Below are 22,651 nucleotides of genomic sequence, written 5' to 3'. Positions count from 1 at the left end.
TCAGCAGCTGCGCAAGGAAAAGTTACTCTCCTTTAGCCGCCTTATCAAAGGCGGACAGCAGGGCCCCCAATGATTGCTCACCGCGGGCGCCCACTTCATCAATATATACCTGGCGCACCGGCTTGGCTTTCTCGCGGAAAGCGTTGCGTTGGGCTTCGGTGAGCTCAATGATATTGATGTCGCTTTTGCTCTTGATGGTTTCCAGTCGCTCTTCATTGTACCGGCTCTGGATATCATGACCTTCGCGCACCAAGGTCTTGGTGATGCCGTTGATCATTTTCTGTTGTTCTGCAGACAGGCCATCGTACCAATCGGCATTACCGATCAGGGTGGCCACGAACTGGGACTGCTGCGCGAAGATCATGTAGTCCTGCACTTCGTAGAAGGCCATCTCCTCGTGGGCAAACACTGGTTGAATATTACCTTCTGCCTGCCCTTGTTGCAGAGCGCTATACAGCTCGCCGTAAGCAATGGATGTGGGCGAGGCGCCATAGGCTTTATAGGTGGCACGCAGTAGGCTGTTGTCCATCACTCGGATGCCGAGGTTCTCGATGTCATCCGGTGTTTTCACCGCTTTGTTGCTGGTCCATACCTGATAACCCTCTGGTAGTTCGGCCAGTGGCACCAAGCTGCGTTTGCGGAACGACTCCTGCCACGCCTTGCTCTTCAGAAAGGTGTCGCTGTTCAGGCCTTGAGCGGTTACCCACTGATCGCTGGGCATAATATAGTTCAGGTTGAGCAGTTGGCTTTCCGGTACCGTGCCACCCAGGGCGCCGGAGCCGAAGCCGAGTTGAATGGCTCCACCCTGAATTGCGTCGTACAGAGCGGAATAGCTGGAGCCCCATTTGCCGTAGGGGAGCAGTTGAACGTCAATCTCACCTTCACTTTTTTCTTCCACTAGGGCTTTGAAGCGTTCGGCGTAACTATGCTGAACACTGCCTTCAATTTCTTCTAGGCCAAAACGCCAAGTGTCGGCGTTGACGGTGGTGGTTGTGGCGGCAAGAAAGCCAAAAGTAGCGGCGCATATAAATCGATTAAGTCGCATGCCTTTACCTTGATATTGCTTGTGGGTGCCAGTCACTACATTGCATCGGGGCGGGGCTGTCAAGGGAGCAGCCGGCAAGGCTGGCACCTCAGCAGGCATGATGCGACCATAGGCAATGTTTACAGCGTGTTCAGCCTGAGCGGGTTCCCTTGGCGAATAAGCACAGGCAAAAAGTGATGGAGAGGGGCAAGGCATTGATCAGACAAATTTTGCGTACCGGTGTATTAAGCGTGCTGTTGGCGCTGGCCGCCAGTGTATGGGCGGAGCAAGATGCCAATGTGCCCGTACAAGAACCGAGACCAGAGGCGCAGAGCGAGATCGAGAAGGGCCCCGTGATTTCTCAGTTCCGGGAAAACTGGATTCTCAGTGAATTACGCATCTTGCGCCAGGACATGATGGAATATCGCAACCAGATGAATCTGCTTGTGACTGACCGTGAGTTGGGCGTGGCAGATAAGGCCATGGGCTATGCCACCAATACGGTTACTTATTTCTTTTACCTCATTGCCGGCGCTGCCTCGATCCTTGCTCTGGTGGGTTGGTCCACTATTCGTGATCTGAAAGATAACGTGCGGGTGTACGCGGAAAAAGAAATGGCTCGGCTGACCAGCGAATATGAATCCCGGCTGGCAGATCTGGAGCGCGAGCTGCGCAAAAAATCCCTGTCTATTGCCGAGAACCAGGAAGAAATCGAGCGCACCAATGATATTCATAGCCTGTGGCTCAAGGCCACCAAAGAGCCTAGTGCCCAGGCCAAGATTGAACTCTATGATCGCATCTTGGAGTTGCGCCCGGACGACCCGGAGGCGCTAGCCTGGAAAGCAGATGCTGCCCTAGAGTTGGGTGAGCAGCGCTGGGCGTTGAGTTTGTGTGATCGGGTATTAGAAGTGGATGAAGAGAATCCACATGCTCTCTACCAACGGGCTTGTGCTTGGTCTGGGCTGGGGGAAATAGAGAATGCCTTGACCGACTTGGCTGCGGCCATTCAAACCTCGGAAACCCTGCGCCGGCATGCTCGTAGCGAAGAAATGTTCGAGCCTTTGCGCGAGCTACCGCGCTTCCAAGAACTAGTCAGAAGTGACGAAGATGCGGGCTTATCTGTCTGATAGTCCCTTTCTGTCATGTTGATAGCGAAACCTGCGCCTGGAAATGGTCAATTTGCTGATCAGTTTCTGCTAGACTTGCCCCCCTTGTATGAGCGGGCGATGACGAACAGATTACCGTTTCGTTCACCTGGGCAGCCTTACCTTGGCTGTTTTCAGTGCCCCTATGGAGAATCCCATGACTCGTGACAACGGTGCCGGTAGCACCAAACAGATGCCGGATGTGGCGTCTAACTCCATGGTGGATCATATTCACACCACCCTAGATTGGGTGGGTATGAGTGAGATCCACTTGCCTGCTCGCGTCAGCGATACCTTGGCTGGCGAACGTCCGGTGAGCACTTCTATTCAGGCCTATGTGAATTTGGCCAATGCGGATGCCAAAGGCATTCACATGTCGCGTCTGTTCCTGATGCTGGAAGAGACCTTTGGTGACCATTCGGTCAGTGCGGGCTCCATTGAGCAACTACTGCGTAATTTCTTGCAGACCCATGAGGGCCTCAGCACACGCGGTTTTGTACAGCTCGACTTTGAGTATTCCATGCGCCGCGCAGCCTTGAAGAGCAGCTATTCCGGTTGGAAAAGTTACCCGGTCAGTATTAAAGGCACCCTGTGTGAAGATGGCATGCGCATTGAGTTATCGGTGGAAGTGCCGTATTCCTCTACCTGCCCTTGTTCGGCAGCCCTGTCTCGACAGTTGATTCAGGAGCAATTTCGGAAAGATTTTGAAGAAAGTAAAGTGGACACCGATGCGGTATTAGAATGGCTTGGCACGGAAGAGGGTATTCTTGCTACTCCTCACAGCCAGCGTTCAATTGCGCAAGTGCGTGTTTTGCTTGATCACAATGTTGGTGATGCCTTTCCTATCACCGCATTGATTGATTCTATTGAAGGTGCTCTGAAGACGCCGGTGCAGACTGCGGTGAAGCGGGTGGACGAGCAGGAGTTCGCGCTGTTGAACGGCCAGAACCTGATGTTCTGTGAAGATGCGGCCCGCCGCTTGAAGACCGCGCTGAACCCGCAGTCGTGTTACAAGGATTTCTGGTTGCGTGTGAATCACCTGGAAAGCCTTCACGCCCATAATGCGGTCGCCATTGTGACCAAGGAAGTGGAGGGTGGTTACCTACCCATTCCTTGATTGAGAAAGGCGGTTGGCAATACGCGGTGCATGCAGCACACAAAAAAAGCCCCCCTTCCCCTGTTGGAAGGGGGGCTTTTTTTGTGTTTACCTGACTTATTCTGCGGCCGAGCTTACTCGAAGGGGGGGGCTTCTTGTAGAATAAGGCCTTTCAGAAAATGCGAACCTTTTGAGATATCGCTATTTTCTGGGAAGGTACCCTTCCGGGTAACTCAGAGAATAATTCGCTGATTTAAGTGTTCAGATGAGAGGTGTTCTCCTCCTCTCCCCAGTGCATTGTATTGTCAACCGGATTTCGCTCATCCACTGATACCGTCGTTATCGTTTATTTCGACTCAGACCTTAAGCTCTCATTCGCTTTTAAAAAAGATCAAAAGGTCACGCTATCTTGGGGGCAGCATGGTGATCTTTGCAGGTATATTGGTGATGGGCCAATGCAGGTAGTCACTTCGTATTATGCGGTGGGAACGCCGAGGCTTTATTTTACAAGGTCGAACGCAACGTGCTCTTGATGTGCGGATGTTTGAGCGTGGCGAGTCGTCAAAGCACGGGAACGGGCCAAGATTGGTAACGGAATTCAACAGAGTGCAATCTAAGAAAAAATTCACAACCGTAGATATGGCGACAGCTTTAGCATTTTATTACTGCGCCTCTAATCCAAAGCCGCGCATGCTACGAGTGTTATGAATATGAATGAATGCCTCCCTCCCACTTTTGTATTGACACCCAAAAATAGCCTTCCGTTTTACAGGGCAGGTATTTTGGTAATGCTATAATCTGATCCTGAGGTATTTTGGCAAGGCATTCTCTTAAATGAGATGAGGTTTCGTCATTAAGGCGAGGAATCACGGTGGGGTGAATCAATAATGGGGAAGATCAACTTTGTGGCCGGACAGGTGTTACTGAGTGCTGTTTTTATCTTTTTTTCGGCACATGCTTATGGCAGTAGTTTCTCATGTCCGTATGGAAAAAAAGCTGCTTGCTTAAATTATGGGGATAGTGCATGTCCTTCTGATGCGAAATGTGTAAGCCGTGATGCTGTTTGTTTTGATTCCCGTACCTGTGGTTATGATGGTTTCGTATGTAAATCAGAATACGAAGATCTAGGCGATGAGTATGATGATTTGTTGGATGATTGCAAAGAGCTTGCTCATGAGCATGACGATATTATTGATAAATATAATAAATTGCTTAATAGGTATAAAAATAGGGAGTCTGAATATGAAGAGGTTGAGCTCTGCGTTCGCTATGCGACCACTCTAGAAGAAGTAAAAAGCTGTTTTAATGCAGGTTAACTGGGCGTGTCAGGATGTTTATTATCCTCTGAACATTTTATAAAGAGGACATTCAAATTGTGTGTCACGGTTGACCGCCTTTCCGGCTGATGTGGGCGTGGAGTCTGTTTGGGAAATGGATAGCTCTCTGTCATGGGGTCGATTTTTAGTAACAGCGCTAAAACCTATAAAGTTTTGTCAATGGCTACACCGTGCTCTAGATTACTATGAAAATGCTTCGCAGCAAGACGGTCTGTTACAAAAGGGCTTAGGTAGAAGATTGAAAGATTATTGATGCGAAATGTCTGGGCGCCTTTTCGAGGCGGCCCTCCCGACGTAGATTTGTCGTCAGTGTAATTTTTACAGCCCGACTAGACTGTCGCTAATAAATTGATATGGGGCAGCCCCCGCGGTGTGAGACGGGTGTATGCTGGATCGTAAATTCAACTGAGTTCGGTTTAGCGTATGGGTGTCACCGCGATCAGCTTTCTGTGCGTGCTGGCGTTATTTCTGATTATCGGCATTTCCTCGATCCGGAAAAAACATGAGGACGTTAACGATTATCTGACAGCGGGGTATAACACCCCGGCGTGGATCATCGGGCTGTCTTCCGTGGCCACCAATAACTCCGGGTACATGTTTATCGGCCTGGTTGGCTATACCTGGGTAGCCGGTGTGTCGGCCTTCTGGGTGGCGCTAGGCTGGTTAGTGGGGGACTGGTTTGTTTGGCGAGGGTTCCATCGTCGCCTGCGAGAGTATTCGGAAACCCATCCGGTCAATACCATCCCCGCTCTCACCTCCCAGAACCCTGAGTTGGCTTCCAGCCCCCTGCGTATTTTGTCTGCACTGCTGACCCTAATATTCCTGTCGGTTTATGCGGCTGCGCAGCTCAAGGCGGGAAGCAAGGCGTTGCATGTTATGTTTGACTGGCCAATTTGGCTGGGTGCGGTATTGGGTGCGGTCGTGGTGGTGCTGTATTCCTTTGCCGGTGGTTTACGGGCGTCTATTTGGACTGATGTAGCCCAGTCGTTTGTGATGTTGTTTGGCATGGTACTGTTGTGCATTGTTGCCATGATCAACGTGGGTTTTCCGTGGACGCTGGTCGATGAGCTGCGCAACATTAACCCGGCCCTGCTGGATTGGACCCCGGATAACTTGGCCTTTGGCACCGGTGCTTTTGTACTGGGCTGGGTGGCGGCGGGCATTGGCGCTATTGGTCAGCCGCATATTTTAGTGCGTACCATTGCGTTACGCAGCCCGGACGACGTCCCGGCGGCCCGCAAGGTGTACTTTGCCTGGTACCTGCCCTTTGCGCTTCTGACCGTGACCATCAGTCTCTACGCCCGCGTACTACTCACAGGAGATCTGTCTGATCCGGAGCTGACACTGCCCACCATGGCTCAGGCTTATTTGCCTGATGTGCTGGCCGGCATGGTGCTGGCGGCCATTTTTGCCGCCACCTTGTCCACGGCGGATTCCATGTTACTGTCCTGCTCAGCGGCGATCAGCCAGGATTTGATTCCCCGGTTCGGGCAATCCTATGTCCGAACCAAAATAGCGACCTTGGGCATTACCTTAGTGGTGCTGGTGGTGGCGCTGGCCGCGCCGGCTAATGTGTTTACGCTGGTAGTGTTCGCGTGGTCGTCTCTGGGGGGCACCTTGGGGCCGGTGATTGTGCTGCGGGTGATGAATGCCCGCCTGACTCGGACCACGGCGTTGGTGATGATGCTTGCGGGTTTCACTACACTGATTACCTGGCAGGCGCTTGGTTATTCTGAATCCCTGTATGAATTGTTGCCGGCCCTGGTGGTGTCTTTTGGGGTTTATGCCGTGATGCGGCCTTTCTACCGGAAGGAGGAGTGAATGCCACTGTCCAATCCCGAGCAAGACAAGCGTAAAGCGCTGTATGCGGTAGACCCCTTGGTGCCGCTTGATCAGCTGGATCCCGCCACCGACCTGATCGACCCTGACACCTTGTCCCTGTTGGTGCTGATGGTGTGTGAGGTCCCAGAGGAAAGTCTCGCCCTGTTTCGAAAACGCTTGGTCCCTCCGAGCCAGTTACGCCAGCAGGTGGCTGCGCGAGAAGTGGAGTTGCAGCGTCATATGCTGGATATCACACGAAAGCTGGAATCCATGGGCTATGAAGTGGACTCGCGGGTGGCGCGGGGTAGTAAGACCGGTCAGGTGATTACCGAGGTCGCCGATCGTGAGGCGGTGAATCTGGTCATTCTTCAGCGACGACGACAAAAAAACTGGCAGCGGCTATTGGTTGGTAGTGTTGCAGATTACGTTGCCCGACACATTCGCCAGCCTCTGTTGATCATGCCTTATTCATAATGGGGCAATGATTGTGAGGATGAGCAGATGAGCGAATGGGGCTAAGGCTCCTCTCTCCTAACGTGTAGCGCATGACAAACTGTTTTTTTTTGAGCCTTACAAAAAAACGCCCACTAAATAATGGTGGGCGTTTTTGTGCAGCGTGAGTGCTGTGGTGGAATCAGAATCGGCCGTTCAGGCCCAGCCCCACATGAGTGATTTCGTCACCGCTGCGATCCACGAGCCGCATATACTCTAGGTTGATGAACAGGGTCTTGGTGATGGTGAAATCTACACCGAGGCCCAGTGACAGGTCTTTGTAGTTTTCTCCGTCAGAACCACCCAAATCACTCTTCTCGGTGGTTTCCATGTAGGTGACACCGATCAGTCCGTAGGGGCGCACAGGCATGGTGTTGGGGAATTGGCCACGGAAATAGGCGCCGTAGTAACGGTCGATTTCCACGTCAACATTGTTGCTCAGTTCATCTTCATCAATGCCCAAGCCCAGACGCACTTCACCACCAAGGGTCTCATCCTTGTTGATCCAGCTGCCGAATTTGAATTGCAGCGCTTCGGGCTTGGCGCTAGACGTGGTGTTATCAGGTTCAATTTTGCTGCTAATGATATCAATACCAGCAAAACCGCCGGCGTTGGCGACAAGGGGCATTGTCAAAGCCGCGGCAAACAGTACTTTTTTCATGGGTTCTCCCACAGGGTATTAAGTCTCGACGCAATAATAGACTGATTGTAGTGAAAAGTGAGGTCGACGGCGACCAGCGCTGTCTTGGGAGGAAACGGCGGGCTGCTTGCAAAAGGTGAAGAAAATCCCCTGCAAGTAGCCTGCGGTTAGCCGTTTCGACGATTAATGGTCATGACCATCGTCTTCGTCCTCATGGTCTTCTTCGTCATGGTCGGTATCAAGGCCAGCCCAAGCAAGAGCCGCAGGCGGGAAGGTCAAAGGTAGTGATTCTTCAACGCTGCCTTCCTCCAGGTGCACCACGAGGATAAATTGGTTGCCGCTATCGGAAAGATAAACATGTGCGGGCTCACCGGCCACAACCATATGAGTATTGCCCGGCGCGATGGCATCTTCTACGTGCGCATGTTCACTCCAATCGGTTGTGTCAAAGATGCGCAGGTCACCGGCATCATCCAGCAGCACTAGGTGCTCAGCGTGGGGATCAAGGCTATGGTTTTCTAGCGATACGGTGGCGCCTTCGGTCCAATCCAGTTCTTCAGCATCGCCATCTTCCGGATGTATGACGAAGACTCGATCACCGGCATAGCCTATGAAATGGCTCAGTTCGTGATGGCTGTCGAAGCCGCTAATGCGCTCTCCAGCCGCAAGGCCTAGGGTAGCGTTATCCACATGCTCTGCGGTGAATTCCTCACCGTTCTGGTGGACGATCAGGATGCCGTCGTCGCAGCCAAACACAGAATAATCTTCGTTTGAGCCTGCGCCATGTAGCTCTGGGCAGGTTAGTGAGATGGTGTCTTCCTTGTGATAGTGATCGTTGTGCTGATGGTAGACGTCAACGGTTTCCGGGAGGCCGTCGTCGGCGGTGCGGAAGGTGGTGAGCAACACATCGCCACGGGGTTCTGCAACGCCATGGTGAGCGCTGGTTAGCGTTTGGCTGGCTTCGCTGGAGGCCGTTTCCAAAGATTCATCGGTGAGGAGCTCCATCTGGGCCATGACAGCGTTGTCTGCATCGCCATCATAGAACAGAGCGGCCTGTTCACCATGAACCCGAAAGTGGGTTGGTGCCGGGCCAGTCAGCGTTCCTGCGAAGGAGGGAATCACTTCATCCACGTGGTCGTCATGCAAATAGAGGCCGCCATCGATGACCTGTACCTGGTCGTTATCACGCTGTATCGCCAGAACAAAACGCTTGCCCGGGCTGGTGTAGAGTGCGCTGGCATCATAATCCAGGGTCAAGGTGCCGGGCAGCAAGGCATTGGCCTCAAGGTCATACATGTAGAGCTGAGAGCCGTCATCACCAGCGGCAATCACTAAGCGGCCGGGGTGATCACTCTCTGCATGCTCGTGTTCATCTTCACTGCTACCCAGTGAGCTGGAGCCCGTTTCATTACAGCCGACCATGGTAAGAGCGGCAAGCAGGGACAGCGGCAGTGCAGCGTTCTGTTTCAGGTTTTTCATCATGCGTTGCATGGGGTTCTCCATATTCATATTGTTGCGTCCGGCGGAGTAAAGGCGCCGGTACGGATGCCGTTTAACGTTGCGGCTCAAAATTCAATGCGGGTGCCTACGGTGATATTGCGGCCCGGCTCCGGCACGGTGCTGGCTAGGAAAGACGAGTGGTTGAACACTTCTTCACCCAGCAGGTTGTTACCGCGCACATAGAAGGTATAGCGCTGGTTGCCTCGTAGTCGGTAGCTGAGAGTGGCGTTGACCATGTCGTAGGCGGCGGTGCGCTCTTCGAACCCGGAAAGTTGGTCCTGAACGAAGCTGCGATACACTTCCAGTTCACCGTCGAAGTTACCCAGGTAGCTATTGAGGCGTGTGCCCAGTCGCTTGGCCGGAATGCGAGGCAGGTAGCCGCCGTCATCGAAAGTAGCGCGGACCATATCCCCAAATACGGTGATGCCAACCGGGTCGATACCGTAGTAACTCACGGATGCTTCGGCACCCGTGAAGGTGGCGTCACGTTGGCTGTATTTGATCAGGCGGAAGTCTTCCTGCTGATCCAGAGTGCGGGCATAGATGTAGTTGTTGATACGGTTTTCGAACACGCCCAGATCAAACAACCAATCCCCACGGGTTTTACGTAGGTTCAGGTTGGCGTTGAGGCTGACTTCATCGTCCAAGTCACGTTGTCCTCCACCGCAATCGCTGAGCAGGCCGCATTCATAGGTGTTGGTGGCCAGATGGACCCCCTGTGCATACAACTCTTGGGCGCTGGGTGCTCGGCCAGAGTGGCCTACGGACAGTACTAGCTCGTAACCGGGAACAAAGGCCCAGTTGGCTGCGCCGGAGAAAGACGCATTGTCCGCTGTGACTTTGGCAAGAGCCTGGCCATTGCGTTGGTCCGGTGTTTGCGTCAGGTGCTCCTGGCGCGCCCCCAATTCGAAGGACCATTGTTCATTGAGGACATATTCCTCTACCGCGAATATGGCGATAGATTCAGTTTCGGTTTTCGGCACGAAGGCTTCATGCCCCAGGGAGCTGAAATCGAAGTTGGTGTACTGAAGTCCTACCACGCCGCGCCAGTTACCGAACGGTTTGTGCTCCACTTCCAGCCGGGCGTCTCCACCCTTGTTGGTGAAAGTACTGCCGATGGCCCCTTCTTCGATTTCGTGGTGGCGGTAATCGGTGTGGTTACCTCGAAAACGAATGGCGGCAATGCCAGAGAATGGGTCGCGGTATTCACCTCGAGCATCCACTCGACGGCTGGCCAGATCCACGTAGGGGACAATTTCGCCCTCATGGTCGTGATCATGGCCTCCAGAAGGACAGCTCAAGCTGGTGCCGTTGGCCTCGCACTCTTCAAATTCGTGGCTATGACCGGGCAGCCCGTAGTTATCTCGGCGATAGCTGTAAGCCATGCCGAAGAAACCTTGATCGCCAATCCAGGAGGCTCCAATGCTGGCATTGTCGCTTTCCGCATAGGTGCCTGGGACGGTGAGCTCTTCGAAGCCGTTTACTTCGTAGTCCTCCGCATCGCGACGGCTACCTTCCACCCGAAATACCAAATGGTCGGTAGCGGAAACGGTGATGCCTGCAGCGGTGGCGTTCTCATCGGCCACGCTGTTGGCTCGGATTGCCACGAAACCTTCCACCTCTTCTAGAGGCCGTTGAGTGGGAATGCGGTTGTCTAGCACATTTACAATGCCACCGCTGGCGCCGCTGCCATAAAGCAGGGTAGATGGGCCGCGTAGAACCTCGATCTGACGAGCCAGCATTGGGTCTACAGTGATGGCATGGTCTGGTGAAATGCTGGAAGCATCCAGCACCTGGGAGCCGTCACTGAGAATACCTATGCGTGGGCCCCCTTGGCCACGGATCACCGGTCGACTGGCGCCACCACCGAAGGTGTCGCTGTGGACTCCGGGCTGGTTTTTCAGGGTTTCACCGAGGGTGTCCTTGTTCTTCTGAGTGAGGGTTTGTTGATCCATCACCGAATAGGGTGTGCTGGAGCTGCTGCTTCCGAGCGGCAGGGCGGACACGTCCACTTGTTTTAGCTCGTGAGCTTTTTCTAGGCCTGCACTGTTGTTTTCAGCTTCAGCCAATACTGCCGTGGGTGCCAATAGGGCCACGGCGACGCACCCGGAGAGGGTCTGGCGTCGAAAAGTCATAACTACCTCTGTCTCTAGCATTCATGCAGGGCATGAGTAAAAGGGCGCAGCTGGATTAAAGGGGCTGGCCGGACTCATGCCGGAAACACGTTCTTTCCTGAAGGCAGCCAAGCACAGCAAATGCCACTCGAGTAGAGAAGCAAGGTGGTGTGCCATCGTGATCAGGTGTTAATAACGGGAATCAGACAGAGAAAGGAGGGCCGCGAGGCGGGTAGGGGTTGCGCTCGTAGCGGTTTGCCACGGTGGTGGCGGGGGCAAGCGGAACGGCCGCTGTGTGTGTGGAATCTAGCACGTTGTAGGCGCTGGGCAGAGCCAGCATGCCGTGGCCATGGGTACAGACCTGGCAATCGGCGGAGGCTAACAGGTCTGTGGTGGGGCTGTGCTGTCCTGCGTCAATGTGGGCGGGGGCGTGCCATGCCAGTATTAATTGGACAAGAAACAGCCCGACAACCAGCGGTAAAACCAGCGGCAAAGAGTGCCCGCGACGGTATGGGCTCAGCATGGCCGCGATCACTGTGAGTGATCCTCGCTGTGGTGGTTGCATAGCGGGGTGCACTGATGCTGTTCCTGGTCAGGCTCGGCGCCAGGCACGGCGCCAGGCACATAGTCAAAACCGCCTGGGTGCCAAGGGTGGCACTTGCACAGCCGTTTCGCTGCCAGTGCGCTGCCGCGCAGGCTGCCATGGGTCTCTACCGCCTGCCGTGCGTATTCCGAGCAGGTGGGGTAGAAGCGGCATTGGTTGCCTATCCAAGGGCTCAACACCTTCTGGTACAGCCAGATGGCGCCAAGCAGAAGCGATTTCACGGGAACAGCGCTGCCTGTCATTAGTTGTAAAAGAGCATGATAAAGGCATCGGGTACGCATATACCAGCGCTGTTCCATGGCGCTAACAGGCAGGGTGATAAGAAAGTGCTGCGCTATAATGATGATATAGGCAAAGCACGTAACCTCAGTACCAAGGTAGGGAAGCCCATGAGAAAAGTGATCGGCCGGGCTATCGAGGTTTTCTTGGCTGACTCGAACACATTGTTGCGCTTTTTCGATAGGTGGGCACACTTTTAACATGGCGTCTAGATTCCGAGCGCGTCTGGGGGCTGAGTACGCAAGGAGCGTTCAGTAGTAGATTAAAGGTAAAAGGAAGCCTGTGCTTATTTTCCTAGCCTTTCATGTGCGGGAATGGTTGGTGCGGGCTATTAAACAATGGCGGGATCCCCGCAGAAACATGTCTGACATGGGCAGTAGTGAGTGCTGCTGCAATGCCAAGCTGGAGGCAGTGAAGCGTTACCCGTAGTTGAAAGGGGACATCTTGGCGCAGAGTCACCGGCCTTGGGTCGCCATCGGCTGTACTGGTAATTGGGGCCAATCTCTTGCCGGCGCTTGTTTGCCTGCGCGCTTGCAGGATACTGAAGTCAGTGTGGATGGATAATCTATTTGTGTTGAAGAGAAAAGTAAGGAGAAGGCCTTTGCAAGCGATGTTTGTGACGCTGTTGTTAACCTTCCTAATGCTGCTGAATCCAGCTTGGGCGGCAAGCTGGAAAATAAGCCAGGAAGGCGAGGTTCGAGGTGATGTTACGACTTATGTGCGGGATGTTTCCAACAGTCCGGTCAAAGCCTTCAAAGGTATTGTTGAGGTTGAGGCATCCGTTACCTCGGTGCTGGCAGTCATTACCGCAGTGGATACTTTACCTGAGTGGATTTTCCAGAGTCAGAGCGCCAAGCGGCTATCAATGGAAGGGCGCGAAGAAATTTACATGCGCTTTAACGGCATCTGGCCGGTATCGGACCGTGATGTGGTGCTGGCCAACACGCTTATCCAGCACGAAGAAACTGGCTCAATTACCTTGCACAGTGTCAATGCCGAAGGTGTGCTAGGTAAACAGAAAGGTTATGTGCGTATCCCTGCATTAGATAACAAGTTCATTATTACGCCCATGGATAATGGTTGGGTGCGGGTCCAGTTCGAAACCTTCATGGATTTGGGCGGCAGCGTACCGGTATGGTTGACTAATTTGGTGTCCACCAAGGCGCCATTGGAAACTCTGGAAGGTTTGAAGGCGCAGTTGGAAAAGCCACGCTTTGCCAATGCCACCCGAAAAGATTTGCCAGCCCTGCCGGGTATGGACGAGCTGATGCTGGAAGACTGATCTTCGCCAAGAATGGCCGTCTCGGGGGCGGCCTTTGGCCTATGCCAGCTATATAGCTTTATTGCCTGTGAGTTTCTGGTTGATAGATGCGATAGCCCGTTATTGAGTTTTGACCGAAAGAGGCTGCGCCCAAGCTATGCTCTAGGCGCGGCCTCTTTCGTTTCAGATAATAAAAATCTGTTTTTCTCGTTGGCTAAGAGCAAGCCGCTTGGCGCTATCTTTCATCGACTCCAGCGGGTGCCTTCGCGGGTATCTTCCAGTTGAATACCTGCTTTGGTGAGTTGCTGGCGGATTTCATCGGCGCGAGCGAAGTTTTTGTCTTTCTTGGCTTGGGTGCGTTCTTCCACCAGGGCGTCGATGGCATCGTTGCTGAGGCCATCTTCGCTCACGTTCTTGTTCTGGAACCAGGCGGTGGGCTCTACGGTGAGCAGGCCGAGCAGGTCGGCGGCGGCCAGTAGTTCGGCTTTCAGCTTGGGCTTGTCGTCAAGCTCGGCCTTGTTCAGTTCACCGGCAATAGCGTGCAAGGCGCTGACCGCTTCGGAGGTGTTCAGATCGTCCTTAAGAGCGTCGAGTACCGGATGGTTGTCCGGCAGTTGATAGCCCGCTTCTGGTGCAACGGTTTCACCGCGACCGAGCAAGGCGTAATAGAGCGTATCCAAGCCTTTTTCTGCATTATCCAGTACATCGGCAGAGAAATTCAGCGGCGAGCGGTAGTGGCTCGATAGTAACGCGAAGCGCAGCGTTTCGCCGTGGTACTGGGTGAGCAAGTCGCGGACCAAACGGAAGTTGCCCAAGGACTTGGACATCTTTTCGCCGTCGATGTTGATGTAGCCGTTGTGCAGCCAGTAACGCACGTAGTCGGTTCCGTGGGCGCAGCAGCCTTGGGCAATTTCGTTTTCGTGGTGCGGGAAGATTAGATCCTGGCCACCACCGTGGATATCAATTACATCACCCAGGTGCTTGTGGATCATGGCGGAACACTCGATGTGCCAGCCAGGGCGGCCACGTCCCCAAGGGGAGTCCCAGCCGGGCTGTTCATCGGTGGACGGTTTCCAAAGAATGAAATCGCCGGGGTGGCGTTTGTAGTCCGCCACTTCCACCCGAGCGCCAGCAAGCATGTCTTCCAGTTTGCGACCGGAGAGCTTGCCGTAGTCGGGCATGGATTCCACCGCGAACAGCACTTGGCCATCGGCTTCGTAGGCGTGCCCTTTTTCTACCAAGATAGCGATCATCTGGATCATCTCGGGGATGTGATCGGTAGCCTTGGGAATGATGCTTGGGGTTTTGGCATTCAATGATGCCATGTCGTCGGCAAAAGCTTGGGTAAAGCGTTCGGTGAGGGTGCTGATCGCTTCGCCGTTATCCGCTGCCGCCTTGATGATCTTGTCATCAATGTCGGTGATGTTACGGGCGTAGACCACGTTCGGGTAGAGCCGTTGCAGTAACCGGTACAGAACATCAAAGACCACCACCGGGCGAGCGTTGCCAATGTGGACGAAGTTGTAAACCGTGGGGCCGCACACGTAAAGGGTGATGCGGTTAGGGTCCAGCGGAATGAAGTCGTCCTTTTTGCCGGTGAGGGTGTTCTGCAATCGTAAGGTCATTTGCCGTACAGCTCTTTGGGGTCTTTGATGGGGGCTTTGTCGATGGTCACGTTGTTGGCGTCGGCTTTCCAGTAGAAGCAGTCGCGGCGGCCGGTGTGGCAAGCGGAGCCGGTCTGGTCCACTTTCACTAGCAAGGCGTCGCCGTCGCAATCAATGCGCAGTTCTTTCAGCGTTTGTACTTGGCCGGAGGATTCGCCTTTACGCCATAACTTCCCTCGCGAGCGGGAAAAATAGCAAACGCGTCCCGTGGCCAGAGTCTCTTCAATGGCCTCGCGATTCATCCATGCCATCATCAATACTTCGCCACTATCGTGCTGCTGAGCAATGGCTGCCACTAGCCCGGCGTCGTTGAACGCCAAGTTGTCGAGGGCTTCTTTGAGGGAAATCTGAAAGCCTTCGGGCTGTTGTTCGTTGTGTTTGAACATGACGCCTCCAGGGCGTTTCTATTCAGGATGTAGGCGCCCCTCTTGAGGGGCGAACCTGCTTGCGAAAGCTTTCCCGAGCACAGTTCGCACCTTGAGGGGTACTCTTACCAGTGGCGCCGGGTCAGATCGGTAAGCGTGTTGCTTCGGCCAAGGCCGCCACGGCTTCGTCCAGATCTACGGTTTCGGTGGCTTGGGAGCCAAGGGTACGAATAGCGACTTGGTTGTGTTGTGCTTCCTGCTCGCCAATTACCCAGATACGCGGGGTTTTGGCGCGGGAGTGCTCACGGACCTTGAAGCCAATCTTCTCGTTACGAATATCCAGCTCTGCCGGTATCCCGGCGGCAACCAGTTTCTGCTGCACGGTGGTGGCATACTCGTCGGCGGAGTTGGTAATGGTGCAAACCGCCACCGGCCGCGGCGCTAGCCACAGGGGTAGGTGACCGGCGGTGGACTCGATCAGGATGCCGAGGAAGCGTTCCAAAGAGCCCAGAACAGCACGGTGCAACATGACTGGGCGCTGGCGGGAGCCGTCCTCGGCCACGTATTCGGCATCCAGGCGATCGGGCAGCACAAAGTCCACCTGCAGGGTGCCGCACTGCCAGTCACGGCCAATGGCGTCACGGAGCACGAACTCCAGTTTTGGGCCGTAGAAGGCCCCTTCACCCGGGTTAAGCTCGCATTCCAGGCCCAGGGATTCCACCGCCGAGCGCAGTGCGCCTTCGGCTTTGTCCCAGGTTTCGTCGGAGCCGGCGCGGTTATCCGGGCGGTCCGAGAATTTGATACGGAACGAGTCGAATCCAAAATCTGCGTAGACTTCGCGCAGCATCTTGATGAAGCCGGCGGTTTCTTCGTTAACCTGCTCTTCGGTACAGAAGATGTGAGCATCGTCCTGGCTGAACGAGCGGGCTCGCATCAGGCCATGTAGGGCGCCGTGGGCTTCGTTACGGAACAGGGTGGTGAACTCTCCCAAGCGAATGGGCAAGTCTCGGTAGCTGGTGATCCCCTGTTTGAAGATCTGTACGTGGCCGGGGCAGTTCATCGGCTTCACGGCCATTTCTTTGTGGTCGTGGGTGCAGACGGTGAACATGTCTTCGCCGTATTTGTCCCAATGGCCGGATTGTTCCCAGAGAATACGATCCATCATTTGCGGAGTGGAGACTTCTTCATAGCCTCCTTTTTCCATTTTTCCGCGGATGTAATTTTCCAGGTTTTTGCGCATGCGCCAGCCCTTAGGGTGCCAGAACATGCTGCCTACCGCTTCTTGTTGGATATGGAATAGACCCATTTCCTTGGCCAGTTTACGGTGATCGCGTTTTTCCGCTTCTTCAAGCTGTTTGAGGTAAGCGTTCAACTCTTTCTTGTCGCGCCAGGCGGTGCCGTAGATGCGCTGTAGTTGCGCCTTGTCAGCATCGCCACGCCAGTAAGCGCCAGCGACCTTAGTCAGTTTGAAGCCATCGCCCAGTTTGCTGGTGCTGGGCAGGTGCGGGCCACGACACAGGTCGATGAAATCGCCCTGGCGATAGAGGCTCACTTCTTGATCGGCGGGCAGGTCACGGATGATTTCGGCCTTAAATTCTTCACCTTTTTCCAGGAAAAAAGCGACAGCCTCATCTCGATCCCATATTTCACGCCTTATTTCCTCATTGCGGCGCACAATCTCTAGCATGCGCTTTTCAATGGTTTTCAGGTCATCCGGTGTGAACGGTATGTCCCGATGGAAGTCATAATAGAAGCCGTTGGCAATGGTTGGGCCAATAGTCACCTGGGTGTCTGGAAACAGCTCCTGCACGGCTTGGGCCATAACATGGGCGGCATCGTGACGAATAAGCTCTAGGGCTTCGTCGGTATCTCGGGTGATGATTTCCACCGTGGCGCCGTCGTCGATGGGCAGATAGACATCAATCAGGTTGCCGTTGGCTTTAGCGGCCAAAGCTTGCTTGGCGAGTTTTTTACTGATGCGACCGGCAATTTCCAAGGCGGAGACCGGCTGCTCAAACTCCATATTTGCCCCATCGGGCAGTTGATAGCTCACACTCATGAGTGACAAGGGATCCAGGTGGTTGGCTCAGAACCGGAAGATGGTAGGCAATCAGGCCCTCCGCATCAAGGTGCGGCGACTATTAAACAGGGCTCGATTTAGCCGGCGTGATTGCGATTGACGGGAATTAAATGGCCTGTCGCATAGAGTTTTGCCTGTTCGCGGGCTCCCGCCTATGCTTGGCGGGCAGGCATAGGCGGAATAGATGATAGAGAGACCGATGAGAGTCCAAGGATCAACCCGATGGAGCGGGATAACTCATGACATCACCCTCTACAGATGCGACGAATGACGGATAGTGAATCGTTGCCACGTTTGTTGCGGGTCGCGCAACATCTCAGTGAGCAAAAGGATGTGCCGCGCTTGCTAAGTGCGCTGCTCAAGGAAGTACGCCACCTGTGCCACGCGGACACCGGCTGGGTATGGTTGTATACCGATGGCCGGCCGCAGGCCGGCTTGAATTGTCTGTGCCATGATGCCACCGGTGAAAGTGATGAAATAAAAGAGAAACCTCACTGGTTCCGCCCATTAGGCAATGACGCTGATGGCGGTATTGTCGAGCAGTGTTTTACCGCCGGAGAACCTCTCACCGTCGCGTTGACGCAAACTCGCCTTGGCGAGGTTGATCAGAAGTTGCTTGCCGAACTGGCTCCGCAGGCCAAAGGACTGCAGCTTTGGCCATTATATAACCATGAAGGCCTTGTTACTGGTGTGCTGCAATTGGCCTATGACAAGCCCGTGCCGCGCAACTTGCAGCGTTTGGGCGGAAATGGTCATCTGATGTTTCAGTCGCTGCTGACCTATGGCGGCATAGCCTTGAGTAACCTTAGCCAGGTACAGGAGCTAAAGGATTTGCTGGATGCCTTTATCAAGGTGCTGGCCCAGGCCATTGATGCGAAGAGCTCCCATACCAGTGCCCACTGTCAGCGAGTGCCGGTCATTACAGAAATGCTGGCCCAGGCGGCCTGTGATGATCAGATACTGTTTCCTGATTTTTCACTGGATGAGGATGGTTGGTACGAGCTGCATGTGGCCGCTTGGTTACACGATTGTGGCAAGTTGGCGACACCGGATTCGGTGCTCGACAAGTCCACTAAGCTGCACACACTGCATGATCGGATTAATGAGGTGGCCAGTCGCTTTGCAACTTTACGTGCGCAGATTCAGTTTCGTTATGAAAAGGCCAGCCTACTTAATCCAGCCGATGAGCCTGCCAGTCGCCTGCGCATGGAAGAGGATATCGGCGTACTGAAAGAGGAATTGGCTTTTCTTGAGCGAATTAACCGAGGTGGTGAGGCCATGGCGGCGGTGGACCAGCAGCGGGTGAAGGAGATCGCGGCGCGTACTTGGACTGATGTCTGGGGGCAGGAAAAGCCGTTGCTCAGCGACGAGGAAGTGTACAACCTGTGTATTGCGCGCGGCACGCTGACACCAGAGGAGCGACAGATTATAAATGGTCATATGGATGTGACCCTAGACATGTTGGGCTCGCTCCCTTTTCCCCGCAAGCTTAAGCAGGTGCCGGAATATGCCGGTGGCCACCATGAGAAAATGGATGGCACCGGCTTTCCGCTTGGACTCACCCGAGAGCAGATGTCGGTCCCCGCTCGCATCATGGCCATCGCTGATGTGTTCGAGGCACTGACGGCTAAGGAACGCCCTTATAAAACACCACTCAAACTCAGTGAAGCGCTAGGTATCATGCAGCGAATGCGCAATAACAATCATTTGGACCCGGATCTTTACCAGCTTTTCATTCGCTCACGGGTGTGGCGCCAGTACAGCGAGAAGCATCTAGACCCAGTGCAGTTGGATGTGGACGATGGCAGTCAATTTTTATGAAGGGCTTTTTGTAGATGCGCCGTTGGTGGCGCTCACAAAACTGCCATCCCATTCGTCTTTGAGGTTTTCTGTGCGTACTCTTTTTTTTGTATTGCTTTGCTTGTTGTCTTCTTTGTCCATAGCGAATGACTGGTTGTTGTCATTGGAAGGTCAACGGACTCAAGGGGCGTTGTTGCGTGGGCAGGTGGAGCGAGGTGTGACGGTGCGGTTTGACGATCGCACGGTGCGGACCACTGATGAGGGTTTTTTCGTTATTGGTGTAGGCCGTGATGCTGATTTACAACAGACGTTGGTGCTGGAAAAAAACGGTGAACAACAACAAGTTCTCGTGACGCTGGATAAGCGTGAGTATGCGATACAGCGTATCGAAGGGGTGCCTAAGCGCACAGTAGAGCCTCCACCGGAGGTGGTGCTAAAACGCATTCGTAAAGAAGTCGCCGAGATCAAAAAAGCACGGAATACAAACTCAGACTTGCTCGCGTTTCTGAGTGATTTTCAATGGCCTCTTACCGGGCGTATCAGTGGGGTGTACGGCAGTCAGCGAGTTTATAACGGCAAGCCTGGTCGGCCGCATTATGGTGTGGATGTGGCTCGGCCCTCGGGCACCGTGGTGGTGGCGCCAGCGGATGCGGTGGTGACGTTGGTGCAGAAAGATAATTATTACTCTGGCGGCACCCTGATTATGGACCACGGTTATGGGGTGTCGTCCACCATGATTCACCTTAGCGAAGTTTTGGTGAAAGAGGGGCAGACGGTCAAACAGGGCGAGCAGGTGGCGAAGGTGGGCGCATCTGGTCGTGCCACCGGGCCACACCTGGACTGGCGCCTGAACTGGTTCGAGGTCAAGTTGGACCCGGTTACTATTGTGCCGCCGATGAAGTAACAACCCTATTATTAGAGCGAAAAAAAATCGAGTTTGTGGTGTTTGCTTTGAGAAAACATAACGGAAGTTATATCGCGTTAATGTGCCCTCACGTATCCGACTGTTGTAGATACATTTTCAGCGCTACGGCATTGTTGTGAGCTTCGTCTTTAGCACCATAAACTAGCGTAAGGCCGCTGGTTTTGGCTTTTTTCGTAATGCATGTTGTGTTTCTTTATGCATGTTTTTTTGTAATTCATGGTGATATTTCTGGTAAAACGCGGCCCACTTTTTAGGGTCGTGATCGAACCATTTTCGCAACTCATCAGAAGGGGCTAATTCCTTGTTCCATTCGTCTATTTTCAGGTCCTCTTTACTGACGCCTCGTGGCCATATTCGGTCGATGAGAAGCCGATAGCCATCATTTGGTGCAGGCTTTTCGTAGGCGCGTTTGCAGTGAATGTTAATTTGCGTTGAAGACATGTCTGACCTCCCTAGACGGATAGCGGTTGTCTTTTTTTGAAGTAACGGTATCAGGTTTTGTTGCGGTGTTGTTCGCTGGTCTGGCAGTGCTGGGGGCAGGCACTGGAGCCGTGAGGGTGAACATATTGGGCGAGGATATAGACGGCGCCCCACAGGGATGCGGTAACCAAGAGAAGGAGAACAAGGCTGGGTAGCGGACGAATACGTTCGCGTTGTGGTGTTTCTTGCCTAGTCGGTGGTGACATGGAAGACCTCCGGTCAGCGTGAATCCCTGTATAACGCGGCAATGCGAATATGTACCTCGTCGAGCAGTGTATCGATGCGCTGCTGCACACTGGTGATCGCGTTGATCTGACTGCACGATTGGCCGCAGAACAGTGCCATGTCGTCGAGTTTCCCCTGGGCGCCCGTTAACGGTGAATCGGTGGAAAATAGATAAATCGGTTGCCCGTCCTGTTCGCCGATACAGGTATCCGGGTCGGCTTCATCGTAATCGCCTCGAGTGACGGCGTTGCTGAGCACGCGGACCGGCGCGGGTTCATGCCAGTTACGAGAAAAGCGCGTGGTGTAAACGGTATCGTCGGCGCGGGCATCAACGATGCGTTGTTTGTGGTGCGAGTGCGCATTGGCTTCATGGGTGGCAAGGAAAGCGCTGCCCAGGCTGACGCCCTGCGCGCCCATGGAGAACGCCGCCAGCATGGCGCCGCCGCTGGCAATGCCGCCGGAAGCCACCACCGGTACGTCGCTATTGGCGACGACCTGGGGGAGCAGTGACAAGGTGGCCGTGGTGCCACGAACATGGCCGCCGGCTTCGTGCCCTTGCACGATCAAGACATCGGCGCCTGCGGATTGTGCCAGGTCTGCATCGCGCTGGTTGCCCACCTGATAGATCACCTGCTTGCCTTCTTGTTTCAGGTATTGCACCAGGCCGGTATCCACATCCCAAAAGAACACAAAAGCGTCTACCTGTAGCGCCAGGCAAGTGGCAACTTGGTCCATCAGCAGACGCCGTTCTGTGGCGGCGGGAATCAGGTTAACCGCAAACGGGCCATCGTTGATGGCACGTAGTGCTTCCACTTCCTGGCGAATGCGTTCCACGGGTTCACGGACCATGCCCAGTACGCCGAAGCCACCCGCCTGGTTTACCGCCGCCGCCAATTGATGGCGAGACACGCCGCCCATGCCTGCCAGCATGATAGGCAGTTCGCAGCCCAGGGTATGCAGCAGAGGGGTACGTAGTGGCTTAGGAAGCATCACCATTGCCAGATCTGATCCACGCTTTCATATAGGTTGACCAAGCCTTGGCGACTGACTGCCTGTACACCGTCGAGCAGGGTTTGGCGATCCAGGCCTCGCTCTTCCAGGTCTTCGGTAACCGCGAAAACGGGCACGCCACTGTGCAGTAGGTTACCTATATCTCGCGGTAGGTTGGCGGGTTGGGTTTGTGCCCACCCGGCAATCGTTAAGGCCGGTTGTGTTTGGTGCTGAGTGGCGTAATACACGGCATGACCGCTGAGTAGAACGGTTAAATGACCACCGGCACCGCGCATGGATTGGGTAAGCCAGAGAATGGTGTCGTCCTGCTCTTCGGTAGTGGTACGAAATGCCTGATCAATAACTTGTAGGGCTTTCATGGCTTACCTCGTGCCAATGGTGAGAGTGTTGAAGGCCTTGCTGGCGTAGCGCCATAAATCCGGTGGGCCGCCTCGCCCGCAGCCGTCGATCACGTCGTTAACGCCGCGTTCGTCTACACACAGCCCACAGTTGATCCACTCGAAGGTCAGCCCTTTGTCAGTGGCTTTTTGTTGCAAGGCGGCAACCCAATCTTTACTCAGCGGGAGGGATTCTTCTTCACGGTTGAGGCCGTGTACGGCGTTGCCATGGGGGGCTTGTTTGGAAAAAGACAGAGCGACAGCACCTTCGTAGGCAAACACGCGAACGTTAGCGTTTTTTTCCAGCGCGGCGTCCAGCAGTCGAAAAAATGTTACCGTGCGTTCACTCTCGAACGGTGGATCCATGAATGCAAAGGTCAGTGTTTTGCTATTACTCATGATGACTCCAAT

At 54.2% G+C, this 22,651-nt stretch carries 22 protein-coding genes; 8 read left to right on the top strand and 14 right to left on the bottom strand.

Annotated elements, in window-relative coordinates; translation table 11 throughout:
* Positions 1-22: 22 nt before the first annotated feature.
* Positions 23-1,045 (bottom strand): TRAP transporter substrate-binding protein DctP, encoded by a 1,023-nt coding sequence (gene dctP, locus ABO_RS11025; protein ID WP_011589424.1) that lies wholly within the window; start codon positions 1,043-1,045, stop codon positions 23-25.
* A 194-nt stretch (positions 1,046-1,239) separates the two neighbouring features.
* Between dctP and ABO_RS11020 the strand changes: the two genes are divergently transcribed.
* The 5 genes from ABO_RS11020 (at position 1,240) to ABO_RS11000 (ending at position 6,897) form a co-directional block, all read left to right on the top strand.
* Complete coding sequence (locus tag ABO_RS11020) at positions 1,240-2,151, top strand: tetratricopeptide repeat protein (protein ID WP_231483362.1); 912 nt, start codon at positions 1,240-1,242, stop codon at positions 2,149-2,151.
* A 175-nt stretch (positions 2,152-2,326) separates the two neighbouring features.
* Positions 2,327-3,286 (top strand): GTP cyclohydrolase FolE2, encoded by a 960-nt coding sequence (gene folE2 / locus ABO_RS11015; protein WP_231483361.1) that lies wholly within the window; start codon positions 2,327-2,329, stop codon positions 3,284-3,286.
* An 866-nt stretch (positions 3,287-4,152) separates the two neighbouring features.
* On the top strand, positions 4,153-4,581 hold the full coding sequence (locus ABO_RS11010) for a hypothetical protein (protein WP_011589421.1): 429 nt from the start codon (positions 4,153-4,155) through the stop codon (positions 4,579-4,581).
* Between the two features lie 444 nt (positions 4,582-5,025).
* Positions 5,026-6,423 (top strand): sodium/proline symporter, encoded by a 1,398-nt coding sequence (locus ABO_RS11005; RefSeq protein WP_011589420.1) that lies wholly within the window; start codon positions 5,026-5,028, stop codon positions 6,421-6,423.
* Positions 6,424-6,897, top strand: a complete 474-nt coding sequence (locus ABO_RS11000) for a universal stress protein (protein ID WP_011589419.1) — start codon at positions 6,424-6,426, stop codon at positions 6,895-6,897. It abuts the gene before it with no gap.
* 160 nt (positions 6,898-7,057) lie between these two features.
* On the opposite strand, the gene ABO_RS10995 is transcribed toward ABO_RS11000, so the two are convergent.
* The 5 genes from ABO_RS10995 to yidD form a co-directional block, all read right to left on the bottom strand.
* Positions 7,058-7,576, bottom strand: a complete 519-nt coding sequence (locus tag ABO_RS10995; RefSeq protein ID WP_011589418.1) for an outer membrane protein — start codon at positions 7,574-7,576, stop codon at positions 7,058-7,060.
* 162 nt (positions 7,577-7,738) lie between these two features.
* Positions 7,739-9,046, bottom strand: a complete 1,308-nt coding sequence (locus tag ABO_RS10990; RefSeq protein ID WP_011589417.1) for a hypothetical protein — start codon at positions 9,044-9,046, stop codon at positions 7,739-7,741.
* Between the two features lie 74 nt (positions 9,047-9,120).
* Entirely contained in the window at positions 9,121-11,190 is a 2,070-nt protein-coding gene (locus ABO_RS10985; RefSeq protein ID WP_011589416.1) for a TonB-dependent receptor domain-containing protein, read from the bottom strand.
* Positions 11,191-11,371: 181 nt separating this feature from the next.
* Positions 11,372-11,692: a hypothetical protein gene (locus tag ABO_RS10980; protein ID WP_148201458.1), complete on the bottom strand. Its 321-nt coding sequence runs from the start codon at positions 11,690-11,692 to the stop codon at positions 11,372-11,374.
* Between the two features lie 8 nt (positions 11,693-11,700).
* Positions 11,701-12,015, bottom strand: a complete 315-nt coding sequence (gene yidD / locus ABO_RS14710; RefSeq protein WP_041705552.1) for a membrane protein insertion efficiency factor YidD — start codon at positions 12,013-12,015, stop codon at positions 11,701-11,703.
* Positions 12,016-12,662: 647 nt separating this feature from the next.
* Between yidD and ABO_RS10970 the strand changes: the two genes are divergently transcribed.
* The gene (locus ABO_RS10970; protein WP_011589414.1) at positions 12,663-13,334 is read left to right on the top strand and encodes an START domain-containing protein; all 672 of its coding nucleotides are present in this window, start codon (positions 12,663-12,665) and stop codon (positions 13,332-13,334) included.
* Positions 13,335-13,555: 221 nt separating this feature from the next.
* Here ABO_RS10970 and cysS read toward each other — a convergent pair whose 3' ends face one another.
* The 3 genes from cysS to thrS all read right to left on the bottom strand — a co-directional run bounded on the left by cysS (position 13,556) and on the right by thrS (position 17,401).
* The gene (gene cysS / locus ABO_RS10965) at positions 13,556-14,938 is read right to left on the bottom strand and encodes a cysteine--tRNA ligase (protein WP_011589413.1); all 1,383 of its coding nucleotides are present in this window, start codon (positions 14,936-14,938) and stop codon (positions 13,556-13,558) included.
* Complete coding sequence (hisI, locus tag ABO_RS10960) at positions 14,935-15,363, bottom strand: phosphoribosyl-AMP cyclohydrolase (protein WP_011589412.1); 429 nt, start codon at positions 15,361-15,363, stop codon at positions 14,935-14,937. The genes cysS and hisI overlap by 4 nt, the downstream gene beginning before the upstream one ends.
* 121 nt (positions 15,364-15,484) lie before the next feature.
* On the bottom strand, positions 15,485-17,401 hold the full coding sequence (gene thrS / locus ABO_RS10955; protein ID WP_011589411.1) for a threonine--tRNA ligase: 1,917 nt from the start codon (positions 17,399-17,401) through the stop codon (positions 15,485-15,487).
* A gap of 279 nt (positions 17,402-17,680) precedes the next feature.
* On the opposite strand from thrS, the gene ABO_RS10950 reads away from it, so the two are divergent.
* Both ABO_RS10950 and ABO_RS10945 read left to right on the top strand, forming a co-directional pair.
* Entirely contained in the window at positions 17,681-19,243 is a 1,563-nt protein-coding gene (locus ABO_RS10950; protein ID WP_011589410.1) for an HD domain-containing phosphohydrolase, read from the top strand.
* The gene (locus tag ABO_RS10945) at positions 19,224-20,126 is read left to right on the top strand and encodes a M23 family metallopeptidase (protein WP_231483358.1); all 903 of its coding nucleotides are present in this window, start codon (positions 19,224-19,226) and stop codon (positions 20,124-20,126) included. The genes ABO_RS10950 and ABO_RS10945 overlap by 20 nt, the downstream gene beginning before the upstream one ends.
* Before the next feature lie 162 nt (positions 20,127-20,288).
* Here ABO_RS10945 and ABO_RS10940 read toward each other — a convergent pair whose 3' ends face one another.
* Genes ABO_RS10940 through ABO_RS10925 form a run of 5 tightly spaced genes read right to left on the bottom strand, consistent with a single transcriptional unit; the run spans position 20,289 to position 22,639 of the window.
* The gene (locus ABO_RS10940; protein ID WP_144412643.1) at positions 20,289-20,588 is read right to left on the bottom strand and encodes a DUF488 domain-containing protein; all 300 of its coding nucleotides are present in this window, start codon (positions 20,586-20,588) and stop codon (positions 20,289-20,291) included.
* A gap of 50 nt (positions 20,589-20,638) precedes the next feature.
* Positions 20,639-20,833 carry a hypothetical protein gene (locus tag ABO_RS14410; RefSeq protein ID WP_144412641.1) on the bottom strand — a complete coding sequence of 65 codons (195 nt, stop codon included), beginning with the start codon at positions 20,831-20,833 and terminating at the stop codon, positions 20,639-20,641.
* 13 nt (positions 20,834-20,846) lie between these two features.
* Complete coding sequence (locus ABO_RS10935; protein ID WP_011589408.1) at positions 20,847-21,848, bottom strand: NAD(P)H-dependent flavin oxidoreductase; 1,002 nt, start codon at positions 21,846-21,848, stop codon at positions 20,847-20,849.
* Positions 21,842-22,222, bottom strand: a complete 381-nt coding sequence (locus ABO_RS10930; protein WP_011589407.1) for a DsrE family protein — start codon at positions 22,220-22,222, stop codon at positions 21,842-21,844. Before ABO_RS10930 ends, ABO_RS10935 begins: the two co-directional genes overlap by 7 nt.
* Before the next feature lie 3 nt (positions 22,223-22,225).
* Complete coding sequence (locus ABO_RS10925) at positions 22,226-22,639, bottom strand: DsrE/DsrF/TusD sulfur relay family protein (RefSeq protein WP_011589406.1); 414 nt, start codon at positions 22,637-22,639, stop codon at positions 22,226-22,228.
* Positions 22,640-22,651: the final 12 nt, after the last annotated feature.

This window comes from Alcanivorax borkumensis SK2 (genome assembly GCF_000009365.1).
Classification (GTDB): Bacteria; Pseudomonadota; Gammaproteobacteria; order Pseudomonadales; family Alcanivoracaceae; genus Alcanivorax; species Alcanivorax borkumensis.
The sequence above is the reverse complement of the archived record's forward strand: the minus strand, read 5'-3'. Positions and strand labels throughout refer to the sequence as shown.

Coding starts and splice junctions, on each gene's coding strand:
- ABO_RS14410 (WP_144412641.1), bottom strand. CDS start 20,833: ATGTCACCACCGACTAGGCAAGAAACACCACAACGCGAACGTATTCGT.
- thrS (WP_011589411.1), bottom strand. CDS start 17,401: ATGAGTGTGAGCTATCAACTGCCCGATGGGGCAAATATGGAGTTTGAG.
- cysS (WP_011589413.1), bottom strand. CDS start 14,938: ATGACCTTACGATTGCAGAACACCCTCACCGGCAAAAAGGACGACTTC.
- ABO_RS10930 (WP_011589407.1), bottom strand. CDS start 22,222: ATGAAAGCCCTACAAGTTATTGATCAGGCATTTCGTACCACTACCGAA.
- ABO_RS10970 (WP_011589414.1), top strand. CDS start 12,663: ATGTTTGTGACGCTGTTGTTAACCTTCCTAATGCTGCTGAATCCAGCT.
- ABO_RS10945 (WP_231483358.1), top strand. CDS start 19,224: ATGGCAGTCAATTTTTATGAAGGGCTTTTTGTAGATGCGCCGTTGGTG.
- ABO_RS10985 (WP_011589416.1), bottom strand. CDS start 11,190: ATGACTTTTCGACGCCAGACCCTCTCCGGGTGCGTCGCCGTGGCCCTA.
- ABO_RS11010 (WP_011589421.1), top strand. CDS start 4,153: ATGGGGAAGATCAACTTTGTGGCCGGACAGGTGTTACTGAGTGCTGTT.
- dctP (WP_011589424.1), bottom strand. CDS start 1,045: ATGCGACTTAATCGATTTATATGCGCCGCTACTTTTGGCTTTCTTGCC.
- ABO_RS10950 (WP_011589410.1), top strand. CDS start 17,681: ATGCGACGAATGACGGATAGTGAATCGTTGCCACGTTTGTTGCGGGTC.
- ABO_RS11000 (WP_011589419.1), top strand. CDS start 6,424: ATGCCACTGTCCAATCCCGAGCAAGACAAGCGTAAAGCGCTGTATGCG.
- ABO_RS10935 (WP_011589408.1), bottom strand. CDS start 21,848: ATGGTGATGCTTCCTAAGCCACTACGTACCCCTCTGCTGCATACCCTG.
- ABO_RS10940 (WP_144412643.1), bottom strand. CDS start 20,588: ATGTCTTCAACGCAAATTAACATTCACTGCAAACGCGCCTACGAAAAG.
- hisI (WP_011589412.1), bottom strand. CDS start 15,363: ATGTTCAAACACAACGAACAACAGCCCGAAGGCTTTCAGATTTCCCTC.
- ABO_RS11005 (WP_011589420.1), top strand. CDS start 5,026: ATGGGTGTCACCGCGATCAGCTTTCTGTGCGTGCTGGCGTTATTTCTG.
- ABO_RS10925 (WP_011589406.1), bottom strand. CDS start 22,639: ATGAGTAATAGCAAAACACTGACCTTTGCATTCATGGATCCACCGTTC.
- folE2 (WP_231483361.1), top strand. CDS start 2,327: ATGACTCGTGACAACGGTGCCGGTAGCACCAAACAGATGCCGGATGTG.
- ABO_RS10990 (WP_011589417.1), bottom strand. CDS start 9,046: ATGCAACGCATGATGAAAAACCTGAAACAGAACGCTGCACTGCCGCTG.
- ABO_RS10995 (WP_011589418.1), bottom strand. CDS start 7,576: ATGAAAAAAGTACTGTTTGCCGCGGCTTTGACAATGCCCCTTGTCGCC.
- yidD (WP_041705552.1), bottom strand. CDS start 12,015: ATGACAGGCAGCGCTGTTCCCGTGAAATCGCTTCTGCTTGGCGCCATC.
- ABO_RS10980 (WP_148201458.1), bottom strand. CDS start 11,692: ATGCTGAGCCCATACCGTCGCGGGCACTCTTTGCCGCTGGTTTTACCG.